General features: G+C 62.4%; 12 protein-coding genes and 1 tRNA gene. 8 read left to right on the forward strand and 5 right to left on the reverse strand.

Features of this window, described 5'->3' with window-relative positions:
* Positions 1–191: 191 nt before the first annotated feature.
* Positions 192–1,364: a glutamine-hydrolyzing carbamoyl-phosphate synthase small subunit gene (gene carA, locus BLT42_RS07720; protein WP_091769342.1), complete on the reverse strand. Its 1,173-nt coding sequence runs from the start codon at positions 1,362–1,364 to the stop codon at positions 192–194.
* Positions 1,365–1,695: 331 nt separating this feature from the next.
* Between carA and BLT42_RS07725 the strand changes: the two genes are divergently transcribed.
* The 5 genes from BLT42_RS07725 to BLT42_RS07745 all read left to right on the forward strand — a co-directional run bounded on the left by BLT42_RS07725 (position 1,696) and on the right by BLT42_RS07745 (position 7,701).
* Positions 1,696–2,163, forward strand: coding sequence for a GatB/YqeY domain-containing protein (locus BLT42_RS07725; protein WP_091769345.1), 468 nt, complete (start codon positions 1,696–1,698; stop codon positions 2,161–2,163).
* A 173-nt stretch (positions 2,164–2,336) separates the two neighbouring features.
* Positions 2,337–4,163, forward strand: a complete 1,827-nt coding sequence (gene dnaG / locus BLT42_RS07730; protein WP_091769349.1) for a DNA primase — start codon at positions 2,337–2,339, stop codon at positions 4,161–4,163.
* A gap of 51 nt (positions 4,164–4,214) precedes the next feature.
* Positions 4,215–6,353 (forward strand): RNA polymerase sigma factor RpoD, encoded by a 2,139-nt coding sequence (rpoD, locus tag BLT42_RS07735; protein WP_091769400.1) that lies wholly within the window; start codon positions 4,215–4,217, stop codon positions 6,351–6,353.
* 153 nt (positions 6,354–6,506) lie between these two features.
* Positions 6,507–7,271, forward strand: a complete 765-nt coding sequence (locus BLT42_RS07740; RefSeq protein ID WP_091769352.1) for a DUF5677 domain-containing protein — start codon at positions 6,507–6,509, stop codon at positions 7,269–7,271.
* Positions 7,272–7,278: 7 nt separating this feature from the next.
* Entirely contained in the window at positions 7,279–7,701 is a 423-nt protein-coding gene (locus BLT42_RS07745) for a secondary thiamine-phosphate synthase enzyme YjbQ (RefSeq protein ID WP_091769402.1), read from the forward strand.
* Positions 7,702–7,739: 38 nt separating this feature from the next.
* On the opposite strand, the gene BLT42_RS07750 is transcribed toward BLT42_RS07745, so the two are convergent.
* The 3 genes from BLT42_RS07750 to BLT42_RS07760 form a co-directional block, all read right to left on the reverse strand.
* Positions 7,740–8,678 (reverse strand): DUF4349 domain-containing protein, encoded by a 939-nt coding sequence (locus tag BLT42_RS07750; protein ID WP_176780295.1) that lies wholly within the window; start codon positions 8,676–8,678, stop codon positions 7,740–7,742.
* 86 nt (positions 8,679–8,764) lie between these two features.
* Positions 8,765–9,679 carry a M23 family metallopeptidase gene (locus BLT42_RS07755; RefSeq protein ID WP_091769358.1) on the reverse strand — a complete coding sequence of 305 codons (915 nt, stop codon included), beginning with the start codon at positions 9,677–9,679 and terminating at the stop codon, positions 8,765–8,767.
* 2 nt (positions 9,680–9,681) lie between these two features.
* The gene (locus BLT42_RS07760) at positions 9,682–10,359 is read right to left on the reverse strand and encodes a hypothetical protein (RefSeq protein ID WP_091769361.1); all 678 of its coding nucleotides are present in this window, start codon (positions 10,357–10,359) and stop codon (positions 9,682–9,684) included.
* A 190-nt stretch (positions 10,360–10,549) separates the two neighbouring features.
* Between BLT42_RS07760 and panD the strand changes: the two genes are divergently transcribed.
* The gene (gene panD, locus BLT42_RS07765; protein ID WP_091769364.1) at positions 10,550–10,915 is read left to right on the forward strand and encodes an aspartate 1-decarboxylase; all 366 of its coding nucleotides are present in this window, start codon (positions 10,550–10,552) and stop codon (positions 10,913–10,915) included.
* Here the strand turns inward: panD and BLT42_RS07770 are convergent, their stop codons facing one another.
* Complete coding sequence (locus BLT42_RS07770; protein ID WP_091769367.1) at positions 10,916–11,614, reverse strand: SIMPL domain-containing protein; 699 nt, start codon at positions 11,612–11,614, stop codon at positions 10,916–10,918.
* A gap of 236 nt (positions 11,615–11,850) precedes the next feature.
* Between BLT42_RS07770 and BLT42_RS07775 the strand changes: the two genes are divergently transcribed.
* Positions 11,851–13,608 carry a DUF2334 domain-containing protein gene (locus BLT42_RS07775; protein WP_091769371.1) on the forward strand — a complete coding sequence of 586 codons (1,758 nt, stop codon included), beginning with the start codon at positions 11,851–11,853 and terminating at the stop codon, positions 13,606–13,608.
* Positions 13,609–13,677: 69 nt separating this feature from the next.
* Positions 13,678–13,754, forward strand: a tRNA-Ile gene (locus BLT42_RS07780).
* The last annotated feature ends 448 nt before the right edge of the window (positions 13,755–14,202 follow it).

The following is a 14,202-nucleotide window of genomic DNA, read 5'->3' on the forward strand; positions in this document are numbered from 1 at the left end:
ATGGCCGCACTTTCCTTCCCGGTTTACCGGGGAGGGGGACCATCCGTAGCTTTGGCGAAGGATGGTGGAGGGGCGGCGCGCGCAGCGAGCCGAGACGCCGCCTGCGGCCCCCATCGACCCTGCTTCGCCTTCGGCTGTGCAGGGCCACTTCCCCGGCAAGCCGGGGAAGAAAGTGTGGTGTCTGATCGAATCTAGGCCGGTTCGCTGACCTTCAGGGATCCGACAAAGCGGGTGAAGACGCCGAAACTGTCTTGCGGGCCCGGCGAGGCTTCCGGGTGGTGCTGCACGGCCTCGACGGGTTTGCCGGTCAGGCGGAAGCCGCAATTACTGCCGTCGAACAGCGAGACATGGGTCTCGACGGCGTCCTCGGGCAGGCTGGCACCATCGACGGCGAAGCCGTGATTCATCGACACGATCTCGACCTGGCCGGTCTCGTGATTCTTGACCGGGTGATTGGCGCCGTGATGGCCTTGCGGCATTTTCACGGTGCGGCCACCCAGGGCGAGGGCGAGCATTTGATGGCCCAGGCAAATGCCGAGGATCGGGATATTGCTGTCGATCAGCGTGCGCAGGGTCGGCAGGGCATAGGCCCCGGTCGCCGCCGGATCACCCGGACCGTTGGAGACGACAATGCCGTCCGGCGAGAGTTTGAGAATATCGGCGGCAGGCGTATTGCCCGGCACGACTGCGACGCGGGCACCGGCGGACACCAGCAGGCGAAGGATATTCGCTTTCACACCATAATCGAGCACGACAACGCGTGGGCCCGTCGTGGCACCTCGTCCATGACCGCTATCCCAGTTCCAGGCGCTCTCATCCCACTCGCCCGCCGCTTCGCGGGTGACGGCGGCCGCGAGCTCGCGGCCCTCCATTGTTGCGGCGGCGCGGGCGCTGGCTTTCAGGTCTTCGATATCGATATTGCCCGCCGGGTCATGGGCGACGGCACACATCGGCATGCCGTGCTCGCGAATGCGGCGGGTCAGGGCGCGCGTATCGACGCCGGTCAGCGAGATGATGCCCCGTGTACGCAGCCACTCGCCAAAGCTCTCCGTGGCGCGGTAATTGGCCGGCGGCGTGAGCGGGGCGCGGCTGATCATGCCGACAGCAGCGTGGCGAGCCGGGGCGCTGGCCGATTCCTCGTCTTCGCTATTGGCGCCGACATTGCCGACATGCGGGAAGGTGAAGCAGACGACCTGGCCGGCATAGGAGGGATCGGAGAGGATTTCCTGCTGGCCGGTCATCGCGGTATTAAAACATAATTCGCCGATCGCGATTCCCGAGGCACCACACCCCTGTCCCACGAAGACGCTGCCATCGGCGAGCGCCAGGGCTCCGGTCGGATTAGGCTGCGAGATCTGGGACATGGCTGTGCTCCTGAAGCCGGTTTGCCGTAAGGGACATACGCGCCATGAGGCGGGTGCGGCCAAACGGTCGCGTAGGTAGTCAGAGACGCCCTTCCGGTCAATCCCGCAACACCGATTTCGATAAGCCTTGATTCTTCGGCAAAGACAGCATATCTCCGCCGGTCTTGAAACGGGCGTATGATCGCACCGCAAGAATCGGCTCGATGGATGAGCCTGGAAGACAATGGACCTGAGCAGACGCGCAAACTCAACCGCTCTGAGAAATTCCACTGCAAAATCAAAATATTGACATTTTAGGCGCTTTGCAGCGCCAGAAACGGTAGCCTGAGTGATGTCTCTTCGTGATCGAATCGCCACCGATATGAAATCGGCCCTGAAAGCACAGGACAAACCGCGCCTGTCGACGCTGCGCCTGATTGCTGCCGCGGTTAAGGACCGCGATATCGCTGCCCGCGCTGAAGATCGTTGTTGCGGCTGTGATGAGGCTGAAATCCTCGCCATCCTGCAAAAGCTGATGAAGCAGCGTGAAGAAAGCGCCGACACCTATGAAAAGGCTGGCCGGCTCGATCTCGCCGAGGCCGAGCGTGCCGAGGCGGAAATCGTTCGCGAATATCTGCCGACGCCGATGGACGAGGCTGAAATCGCCGACGCCGCCGTCGATGTCGTCACCGAACTCGATGCGGCCGGCCTCAAGGATATGGGCCGCTGCATGGGCGAGCTGAAAACCCGCTATGCCGGGCGGATGGATTTCGGCAAGGCCGGCGCCAAGGTCAAGGACCTGCTTGCCGGTACGGCCTGACGGGGGCTCTGCGCGGGCCGGGCCTGACCCCGGCTTGCGATTGCAGCGTGACGCGCCCGGGATTCCGGCGCAACATGTGACCTGGAATTTGACGGCCATGCCAACCCGGATTGCGGACCCGTCGGGCTTGTGTTCGCAGTCAGGGCTGCGCCTTTGAGGATTGCCAAACCAAAATGCGTCTGGGCGAGGACTTCATCGACGAAATCAAGGCGCGCGTGCGCCCGTCGGACCTGATCGGCCGCACGGTCGGGCTGAAGCGCCAGGGCCGCGAATTCGTTGGCCTGTCGCCCTTCAAGAAAGAGCGTTCGCCCTCCTTCTTCGTCAATGACGAGAAGCGTTTCTACCACTGCTTCGCCTCGGGCAAGCATGGCGATGTCTTTACCTGGCTGGAAGAAATGGAAGGCCTCTCCTTCATGGAGGCGGCCGAGCGGCTGGCCGGCGAGGCAGGCCTGAGCCTGCCGGCGCCCGATCCGCAGGCGCAACAGACTACCCAGCATCGCAAATCCCTGGTCGAGTGGATGGAGGCCGCCCAGGCCTTCTATCTGCGCGCCCTGCGCACGCCCGCGGCCGAGGATGCGCGCCGCTATCTCAAATCGCGCGGGCTGTCGGGCGAGGATTGCGTCCGTTTCGGCATTGGCTATGCGCCGGAAAGCCGGACCGCCCTGAAGGACGAGCTGGTCACGGCCGGGGCGCCGATCGGCGATCTGGTCGAGTGTGGCCTGCTGATCGAGCCGGATAGTGGCTCGCCCTATGACCGTTTCCGCCACCGCATCATGTTCCCGATCCAGGATCCGCGCGGCCGTCTGGTGGCCTTTGGCGGCCGGGCCCTGTCGAGCGAGGCGAGGGCGAAATATCTCAATTCGCCGGAAACGCCGATCTTCCACAAGGGCTCGATGCTCTATCGCTTCCCCGAAGCGCGCCGGGCGGCGGCCGACCCGAAAGCCGATATCCGTGGCCTGATCGTTGCCGAGGGTTATCTCGATGTGATCGCCCTGGCGCGGGCCGGGCTCGAGCAGGGCGTTGCGCCGCTGGGGACGGCGATCACGGAAGAACAATTGCAATTGCTCTGGCGCGCCGGCGGCGAACCGGTGATGTGTCTGGACGGCGATAGCGCCGGCCGGGCGGCGGCGCTGAAAGCCGCCGATCGCGCCTTGCCGCTGCTGCAGGCCGGCCACACGCTGCGCTTTGCCTTCATGCCCGATGGCAAGGATCCCGATGATATCCTGCGCGAGCAGGGCGCAGGCGCCCTGCGTGAGGTTTTCAAGCAGACGCGTTCGCTGGCGGATTTGCTCTGGGAGCGCGAGATCGGCGTTGAGCCGCTTGATGATCCTGATCGCCGCGCCAGCTTCCGCCGCCGGATCCGCACCCTGCTGGCGCAGATTGCCGAGCCCGATATCCGCGCCGAGTACAAGCGCGAATTCGACAATCGCATGGAGGCCGCGTTCGGCACCACGCCGCAACGCGCGCCGTGGACCGGCAAGGGTAAAAAGGGCTTGCCGCGGCTTGGCCCGAGCGCCGAACTGCGTCGCGCTGCCAAGGGCTCTCCGGGCGCGTCCGATGCCCGAATACTGTTGCTGGCTGTGATTGAATGGCCCGAACTGGCCGCCGATCAGGTTGAAACCCTGGCGCATTTGACTCTCGGTTCGCTTGACTTACTACGCGACACCGTTCTAGACGCCTGCTCTTCTGGACAATCTGTGCAATCGGATTGGCTACGCGCGAAGCTTGCGGAAATGGGCTTTGCGGCGGAGCTCAGGCGGTTGGACGGTGAACGGGGACCGATGAGGGCAGCAATTGGCGGGGCAGATGCTTCCGGCGAACAGCGCAGTGAGGCTTGGATTAAGCTCGCGGCTGCCTATATGGAAAGAAATGAAGCGACTGATCGTCGCGAAGAGATTCGCGCGCGATTGGTCGAAGAAATTGGCAGGGATGATTCGGAAGGTGTGCGTCGACTGGTGGAAGCCTATCGACGCGAAACCAGCCGTTCCGAATCTTCCTGAGTTGGATATTGTCGATTGGCGCCGTTCAGCGGCGCGACCAGGGACGAATACATGACCAAACCCGCCGAAGCCAATGACGCATCCGAGAGCCAGGACGGTCCTCTCCTGGACCTGACAGATCAGTCCGTCAAGAACATGATCAAGGTCGCCAAGAAGCGCGGCTATGTGACCCATGACGAGTTGAATGCGGTGTTGCCGAGCGAGGAATTCTCGTCCGAGCAGATCGAAGACGTGCTCGGACAATTGTCCGAGATGGGCATCAATGTCGTTGATAATGACAGCGAAGCCGATGACGACAAGGAAACCACTGGCGCCGCCAAGAGCAGCGACGGGGACTCCGACGACGATGATGATGATGGCGAGGAAGAAGGCGAGACCCGCGCGGTCGCCGGTGCCTCGAAAAGCGCCATTACCGGCCTCAACACCCCGACCTCTGCCGACCGGACCGATGACCCGGTACGGATGTACTTGCGCGAAATGGGCTCGGTCGAGCTGTTGTCCCGCGAAGGCGAGATCGCCATCGCCAAGCGCATCGAGGCCGGCCGCAATGCGATGATCCGCGGCCTGTGCGAAAGCCCGCTGACCTTCGAAGCCATCATGGTCTGGCGCGATGAATTGCATGAAGGCGAAGTCCTTCTGCGCGACATTATCGATCTCGACGCCACCTATGGCAGCCAGCAGGCTGAAGCCAATCAGGACGAAGACGACGAAACCGGTCCGGCCGAAGATGGCGAGACCCCGACCCCGCAGGCGCCGGGCGCGGCAAAGCCCGCTGACGGTGAAGCCACGTCAGACGACAAGGACGCGGAGTCCGAGGACGACGACGCCAAGGCCAAGGGTGATGACGAAGACGATGACGAGGATGGCGAAGCCACATCCAAGTCCGATGACGATGATGATGACGACGATGATGATGAGGGCGTCACGCTCTCGCTTTCGGCGATGGAAGCAGAATTGCGTGAAGGCGTCATGGAGACGCTCGATCTGATCTCGACCGACTTCACCGCCTTCCGCAAATTGCAGGACAAGCTCGTTGCCGCGCGTATCGAAGGCAAGGACCTGACCAAGCAGAGCCGGGACAAATATGAATCCCTGCAGAACTCGATCGTCACCAATCTCAACACCATGCATCTCAATAATGCGCGGATCGAGGCCCTGGTCGAGCAGCTCTACGCGATCAACAAGGAGCGCATGTCGCTCGAAGGCCGCCTGCTGCGCATGGCCGATGCCCATGGCGTGCCACGCGCGCAATTCATGGACAGTTATTTCGGCAATGAGCTGAATCCCGATTGGCCCGGTTCGATGGCCAAGACATCCAAGGCCTGGACCCGCTTTATCGACCGCGAAGGCGTCGACGCCTCCAAGATCCGCGACGATCTGGCCGAGCTGACCCAGCGCGCCGGCGTTCCGATTGAAGACCTGCGCCGCATTGTTCGCACCGTCCAGAAGGGCGAGCGCGAAGCGCGCGTCGCCAAGAAGGAAATGGTCGAAGCCAATCTGCGCCTCGTTATTTCGATTGCGAAGAAGTACACCAATCGCGGCCTGCAATTCCTCGATCTGATCCAGGAAGGCAATATCGGCCTGATGAAGGCTGTCGATAAATTCGAATACCGCCGCGGTTACAAGTTCTCGACCTATGCCACCTGGTGGATCCGTCAGGCGATTACCCGCTCGATCGCCGATCAGGCTCGCACCATCCGTATTCCGGTGCACATGATCGAGACCATCAACAAGATCGTCCGCACCTCCCGCCAGATGCTGCACGAGATCGGCCGCGAGCCGACCCCGGAAGAGCTGTCGGAAAAGCTCGCCATGCCGCTGGAAAAAGTGCGCAAGGTGATGAAGATCGCGAAAGAGCCGATCTCCCTTGAAACGCCAATCGGCGATGAGGAAGACAGTCATCTCGGTGATTTCATCGAGGACAAGAATGCCATTCTGCCGATTGATGCCGCCATCCAGGCCAATCTGCGCGAGACCACCACACGGGTTCTCGCCAGCCTGACCCCGCGCGAGGAACGCGTCCTGCGCATGCGCTTCGGCATCGGCATGAATACCGACCACACCCTGGAAGAAGTCGGCCAGCAATTCTCGGTCACCCGGGAACGGATTCGCCAGATCGAAGCCAAGGCGCTGCGCAAGCTGAAGCACCCATCGCGGAGCCGCAAGCTGCGGAGCTTCCTGGATAATTGACGCTTGGCGTCGTCCCGGAATTGTTCCGGGATCGCGTAGCGTCAATCGGCGCACTCCGCTGTGTGAAGATTGATTGGAGAAAGCGCTTCGGTTTACCGTGGCGCTTTCTTTTTAGCCCAAATCGGCGGAGCTGGATCAGCGGGAGCACTCAAGATGGACGTCACCGCAAATTCCGCCGATTTGAAGGAACGGTTGCATCCGATAGAGGTGTTCGTGTCCGAGTTGGAGCGATCACTCCCAAAGCCGAATTTTGACCGCGAACAGCTTGGATACCGCTACGAGTCGCCAGAAGTTACCCATTTTTGTCTGCTGAAGTTGGCCCGCGCAGTCAGCGCGCTCAACGCATGCATCGAGCTTTATAGGGCAGGGTACATTCAGGAAGTCTGCGTGCTAATCCGAACCATTATCGAATGCACGACGCACATAGATTTTGTGATTGCTGGAAGGCAGTCTTCAACGGGTTCCCAACGAGCTGACCGATATCTATCAGACTATTTTGCAGATATTCACCGAGGAGATTCGGCGAGGAAGACGGTGCATGTCCGACAAGAGAATGTTCACAAGGATGTTGCACGCGCCCTTGACGAAGCATTGGACGGGATCCCAGAAGCATCTCATTACACGGACGTCGATACGTTGGAGCTCCTTTCGACCGTCTATCGGACGTACTCAAACTATGTGCACGCCCGCTACCCCGAGGTCATGGAAATGTACGGCGGTTCGCGCCAGAGTTTCCACACTCAGGGCATGCTTGGGACGCCGAAGGATCAAGAATGCTACCAGATAATCAGGTCGTATTCAGACACGATTTCCAATTCTGCGCGGTCGATGATCGTGTACCTTGATATCGGCGAACTCGTCAGATCGAACAGTCTTTTGGTCGATTGGTTTGCGACATTTGCGCTGGAGGGTGAGTGAACTGACCATGCCCCTCACCACACTCACCCTCCCAACCACCGGCCCGGGCCTCTACGATTTCACGCGCGCGGCACAAAGCTTCGTCTCCGAACAAGCTCCCGGCGAGGCGCTGCTCACCGTTTTCGTGCGCCACACCTCCTGCTCGCTGACAATCCAGGAGAATGCTGATCCGGATGTGCAGCGCGACCTCAACGAATTCTTCGCGCGGCTGGTGCCTGATGGCGATGATCCGTCAATGGCGTGGCTGGCGCATACTGCCGAGGGGCCGGATGACATGCCGGCGCATATCAAATCGGCGCTGACGCAGACCTCGATCGGGATTCCGGTGGCGCATGGTGAGCTCCTGCTCGGCACCTGGCAGGGGATCTATCTGTTCGAGCACCGCGACCGGCCGCAGCGCCGCGAGGTGGTGTTGCATCTGACGGGGTGACACCCGGCCGGCGCGCCGCACCAGCCGGGCCGGGATGACTATTCGGCCTTGGCAGTCTTCGCCTCACGGCGCGCCTTGAACAGGCCGCGCAGCCAGCGGCTCAGCAGCCAGAAGAGCGGCACGATCACCAAGAGCCAGGGTGCGAAGCCGGCGATGAAGGTGATGACATTGGCCAGACCAGCAGCCAGTTCGCGGAAGACATTGGTCAGGGCCGAGGTCAGCGGGTCGAAGGCGCCCGGGCTGACCGGTTCAACGCGTGAGGCGTAGTTCAGGCCCAGTGCCGACATCGAGACGCGGCCGCGCATGACCCGGATCTGGGCTTCGGCGCCCTCGATCTCGCCCTGGACATTGGCCAGTTCGCGTTCGACCTGGACCAGTTCCTCGACGCTGGCAGTTTCGCGCTCCAGCAGCGAAATCAGTCGCGTGCGAAGTACCCGCTTCGCTTCAAGCCGGGCTTCCATGTCATAGATGGCTGAAGTGAGATCATCGGCCGATTGCGACTGGTTCTGGATCCGTCCACCGGCTGTTTCAAGCTCGGCCTCAAGTCCGCTACGAAATGTTTCGACCCAGGCCGGGCTGGCGCGTAATTGCACACTGGCCGAAATCGAGCCGCGGCCATCATCATAGATATTCGCCGACACGATCTGGCATTGCTGGGCGCCGGCCTGGGTACAGGCGTTCTGGTGTCTTTCGACCAGGCCCGGGGTTGTGTCGGCCGGTGTTTCGAAGCGGTAATCATAGCGATAGGCAATCAGGCGCTCGACCACACCATCTGCCGGGGCTGAACCCGGGGCAGGCGGCGGTGGTGATGGCGATGGCGCCGGAGCTGCCCTGGAGCGGCCGACGGCAAAGTCGTCGGCCATTTCCGCGACGCCGCCTATGCCGGCACGATTGCCATCCTCATGGCGCGTGGCGTCTTCGCAGGCGCTCAGTGTCAGTGCTGCCAGGGCGGTTGCCAGCCAGATCCGTATCGTCATGTCCGTCATTCCCTCACGAAGCCCGCCGCAATCCGGCGCGCGGTAAAAACTCTTGCGGTTAGATATTGCGTGCGCAGTCCCGAGACCTAGTCTTCCTCGCCCTCGAGCAGGCGTTGATAACTGTCCACCAGCGCCAGATAGGGCGGCACCGAGGTATTCTGGATACCGCCGCCGGTCTCGACCGCCATCTTGATCTCGAAATGCAGATGGATGGTGGTTGCGGTGTCACCAAACTCATTGGAGACAAAACCGAGGGCCTGGCCGCGCGTGACATGATCACCGACGGCAACTTGCAGGGTCGGCTTGTCGAGATGGAGATAGGTGTAGCGCACGCCATTATCGCTCATCAGCCGTACCGAGTAACTGCCGATTGAGGTGATCGTGCCATCGGCGGCCGCGAGCGCCTGGTGGACGCCGTCATTGCAGGTCGCCGGGCGAATATCCTGGCCCTGATGGCCATGCCCGCTCGGGCACATCGGCGTGCCATAGCCGCGGGTCTCGCAGAAATTATCGCGCCAGGAATAGGCATAATTGGCCGCATTGCACTGGCCGCCGGCAGGGCCGAGATAGCCGCCATAACCATAGACCTGGCTATTGGCATAGGCCTGGCCGGCCTCGATCGGGAAGCGCATGCCAGGCGCGTAATTGATCTGCAGGATCTGGCCGGTACCGGAATCCTCGACCAGATCGCCGGCAGGCATCCAGGAGAAGGCGATGCCGGCATCGTCCAGCAGAGGTTCGGCGGGTGGTTCCTCAATTTGATCAGGCTCGGCTACTGCTTCCGGTTCGGCCTCCTCGTCAGGCTCATCCGCCTCGGCCGCCTCGCCAGGTTCGCCCTCGGGCTCCTCCGTTGCTTCGGGGGCCGGCTCTTCCAGGGCAGGTTCGTCCGGCGCTGCCTCGCCCGGGGCGCCGGTGTCGGCGGCGGGCCACCAGATCATGGCGGCGATACCGGCGGCCGCGACAGCGGCGGCGAGGGCGCGTTCGATCTCGCGGGTCGACATGATCAGCCTCCCTCGCCGGGCGAGCCGGCAGCGATCACCAGCGAGCGGGCCAGACGGCGGACCAGCACATCATCGGCGCACCGCGGATCGCTTTGGGGATTGTCGCATTCCAGCGTGACGCTATAGGCGGCGCCATAGCGGTTGAAGTCGGCGACCTGGCCATATTCAGTCGCGGAGACGCGCAGCGCGTCCGGTCCCGTCGCTCGCAATTGCCGCGCTGTGACCGCGTCGGGTGCCACGGCATGGGCGAGGCGGGTGCCGAAGACTTCGATCACGAGGCCGTCGCCGCTGATGGACAGCGTGTAGAAATCGGGACGCGGAAACAGCAATACGGCAGGCGGCGGCGACGCGCTCAGCACCGCCATGTTCGGGACCAGTACCGGCAGGCGTGTATTGGCGACTTCAGCGGCTTCACGATTGCTCGGCCGGGGCATTTCCGGTGCCAGGCGGGCGGCCGCGACCGGCGCGCCGTTGGCGGCACCCTGGCGGCGGGCATCGGCCCTCGCCTGATCCCAGTTGATCGTCATGCTGCGCGGTGCGTCGGGGCTTGCCGGCTCAGCGGCAGGCCGGGTTTGCTGGACCGCCAGAAGATTGGGCGCCGGCGCGGTCTGTGCCTGCGTGCCGCTGCTGGCGAGCAATGCCAGTGCCAGTGGGGTCAAAAGCTTGCGTGTTCCGAACATGTCACCCTCCCGAGGTCTGCAAGATACACTATTTTGTCGGCACATGCATGAATGGCGTTTGAAACCGTGAGTAGGCTCCCATTCATGTGACGGCGGTTGCGGCTGATAAAATCAACGTGTCTGGGCGTTGAAATCGGCGGCGGGGACACGTATGTGCAGTGCAGCAATAATCCGCACGGAGTTGAGCGCGATGCGTCTCACCATGATGAAATGCAAACTTCACCGGGCCACTGTGACCCAGGCGGACCTGCATTATGAAGGCTCGATCTCGATCGATAGCGATCTGCTCGATGCTGCCGGCATCCTGCCTTATGAGCAGGTCGATGTGCTGAACATCAATAATGGCGAGCGTTTCACCACCTATGCCATCGAGGCGCCGCGTGGCAGCCGCATGTTCGGCATTAATGGCGCCGCCGCCCGTCTGGCCCAGATCGGTGACCGGATCATCGTCGTCGCCTATGCCGATATGGACGCCGCCGAAGCGCGCCAGCACGACCCGGTCGTGGTCCTGTTCGATGAACACAACCAGGTCGTCGCCAAGCCGGACGCTGCCTGATCAGTCGTCGCTGATGCAGAAATCGGCATTGATCGTCGCCGTAACCGAAAGCTGACCGGCGGCAACCGGCGTCGATTCCGAATCCATCCGGGCCATCATCATCGGTACCGCAGGCCGGGCGAAGTTTTCGCTTATCCGGGTAATCCCGCACAATTCGAAACCGGCCGCATCGGCGAACAGGTCGGCGCGCGCCAGCAGGCTGGTGATCGCTTCACGGCGCGCCTGGTCCATCGCCTCGGAAGTATCCTCGGCGCCGAAGCTGACATCCTGGATATTATTGGCGCCGGCAGACACCATGGCGTCGATCGCATTGCCGACGCGCGAGGTGTCACGCACCTTGGCGGTCACCGTATTGCGGGTTTCATAGGCGATGATCTCGTACTGGCTCTGGTTCTGCCGCGGCTCGCTGCGGTCGGCATAGACCGGCGTGACGCTCAATTGCGAGGTCTGGACATCATTGCCGGTGACACCGGCGCGGCGCAGCGCGTCGAATACAGCGGTCATGGCGCGGGCATTGTCCTGCATGGCCTGTTGCGCTGTCGCGGCGCGAGTGACGACGCCGGACTGGACTGTGGCGTAATCGGGGGTGACCTGCACATCGGCGCTGGCCGAGAGCGACAGGGTCGGGTTGACCTCTTCGGCCAGTGCAGGGCTGGCAGCGAGAAGCAGGGCGGTGGAGGCAAGAAGGGCGCGAATCATAAATCATGGCTCCTGGGTTGTGGATCGGTATGGACCGGGGTGATGATCATAGGCTGATATCGATCACGCCGGTAGGATTGTTGTGCCGAGTCAGACACAGCCAACCTGTCTGCAAGCTGAACGGCGCCGCCCCGGAATGACCCCTGACCGCCGCAATCTCGGCGCATTTGCACCCAGCTTTGAACGCATGCAGCCGCAAGATAGGCGGCTTGTGATGCTGGGGAGCACGCCCTCCAATGATTATGCGCCTGACAATATTGCTGACCGCCTTCTGGGCCGCACTGGTTTATCCGCTTCATGGCGAGATCAGTGCGGAGACCGAAGCGGGCAGCATGCCGCAACGCTCCAGCGTGCTGGTCCTCTATCCCGATGAGGGCGAGGATCAGGCGCTGGGCGAATTGCATGCGGTCAATATTGCCAATCTGGCCGGGCGTCATGCCGAGGCGGCGCTGGCGGGCATCTCCCAATACCAACCCAATGATCGCGACGCCCATGACGCGCTGATTGTTGTCAACTCGACCTATGGCCAGACTGTACCGGCCGCGCTGCTGGACGATGCCATGAGTGGCGAGGGCACGACGGTCTGGATCCAGCCTGACCCGGCGAGCCTGCAGGCCTCTGCGCCCGGACTGGCGGCACAGATCGGCTGGCTGGCCGAGGCGGCGACGACCAAGATCTTCCCCGAAGTGGTGTATCGCGGCGAACATTTCACCCGCTCGCCTGACAGTACCGATCTGGTTGCCGGCATTCGTGTCACCGATCCTGACCGCGTTGAAGTGCTGGCCGAAATGCAGGCGGCCGATGGCGAACGCATGCCCTGGGCGCTGCGCTCCGGCGCGCTGACCTGGGTCAGCGAGAGCCCGATGCCTTATGCCAGCGAAGATGATCGCTACATGGTGTTCGCCGATATCCTCTCGCGCACCCTGGAGCCTGATGCCCCGGATGTGCGCCAGGCCTTGATGCGGATCGAGGATATCGGACCGGATGCCGATCCGGCGCAGATCCGAACCCTGCTGGCGGCGATCGAGGCGCTCAACGTGCCTTTTGCCGCGACCGTCTACGACACATTTGTCGACCCGAACGGCCATTTTTCCGATGGCCGCGAGCGCCGCTTCAGCCTCAATGAACGGCCGTATCTGGCCAGCGCACTGCGCGATATGGCGCGGGCCGGTGGCACATTGATCATGCACGGCCAGACGCACCAGCACGGTGATATTCCCAATCCGAATTTCGGTGTCAGTGGCGGCGATTATGAGTTCTTCCGTGCCGGACTCGATGCCGGGGGCCGGTTCGATCTGCTCGGCCCGCTCGAGGATGATGATGGCGCCATGTGGGATGAACGCCTCGATCTGGCGTTTTCCAACTGGGACGAGGCCGGTCTGCCGCAGCCCTGGCTGTTCACTTCGCCGCACTATGCCGCCTCGCAATCGGCCTATCGCTCGATCGGTGAACGTTTCCCGGCGCGGCTGGAGAGGGTGCTGTATTTTGGCGGTGAAGCGTCCGGCGTGGTCGATGGCCTCGACCCCCTCTATGGCGAGCAATTCTTCCCCTATCCGGTCCGCGATATCCGCGGTGATGTGATCCTGCCGGAAACGCTGGGCAATTGGGCGCCGCAAGGCAGTGTGCACGGGCGCTCGATGGAGGCGATGCTGGAGACGGCACGGCGCAATCTTGTGCTGCGTGACAGCTATGCCAGCTTCTTCTTTCACTGGTATCTCGACCCGGCCCGCCTGACCGAGCTGACGACATCCTTGCAGGCGATGGGCTATGAATTTGTCTCGCCGCAATTGGCCGCCGCAGTGATCCCGGCCCGTCTGCCGCTGGCCGGCGCTTCGGAGACGACGCGTGCATCGCGGGCCTATTGGAGTGAGGTCGACAGTCTGCGTTTCTGGCTGCGTGACCAGATCGAACTGATCATTCTGGCCCTCGTCCTGCTGGCGCATCTGCTGGTGTTCAGCATCGGACCGAAACGGCGCCGCGCTGTCGCGCACTGAGATCGCCTGCCGCAACGTCTTGGCCTGCGCGCCAAGACGCAGTATCGATGACGGCCTCGCTTGTCGAGCGGGCCTGTAGCTCAACTGGTTAGAGCCGGCGGCTCATAACCGCTTGGTTGGGGGTTCGAGTCCCTCCGGGCCTACCATTTTCCTTTTTCGATGCACGAAAGTCTCCACGCCGCAAGCGGCTGGAGGTTTGAGTGGCCCTCCCCGGTTTGGGAGGTGTGCGGGACGCCGGCGAATGCCGGGTTTTGAGTAATTTAGGGGGCATCCGAGACGTCCCGCACGTGGAGATTTGCTCAGGTCCCTCGCGGGCCCTGCCTCGAAATGACCGTGGACGAACAGTCGAGCATTCATGCTGCCCTTCCCCGATCATGGCCTCACCAGAGCGCGGGATGTCACCCCTCTGCCCGGACGAGCTCCACGCTCCCGATCGCCGCGAATGACTGAGCTCACGCCTCCCGTGCAACCGGAACGGCTGAAGTATGCGCGCAGGTTGGTGGGGTGGGGATAAGTTTGATGATTTATCGTCATCCGGACGAAAGCCGGGAGATCGATCGACCGGGCTCCGTGCTTGTCCCGCCTGGGTCCTGA

Origin of the sequence: Maricaulis salignorans, from assembly GCF_900103475.1 — a bacterium.
GTDB lineage: Bacteria > Pseudomonadota > Alphaproteobacteria > Caulobacterales > Maricaulaceae > Maricaulis > Maricaulis salignorans.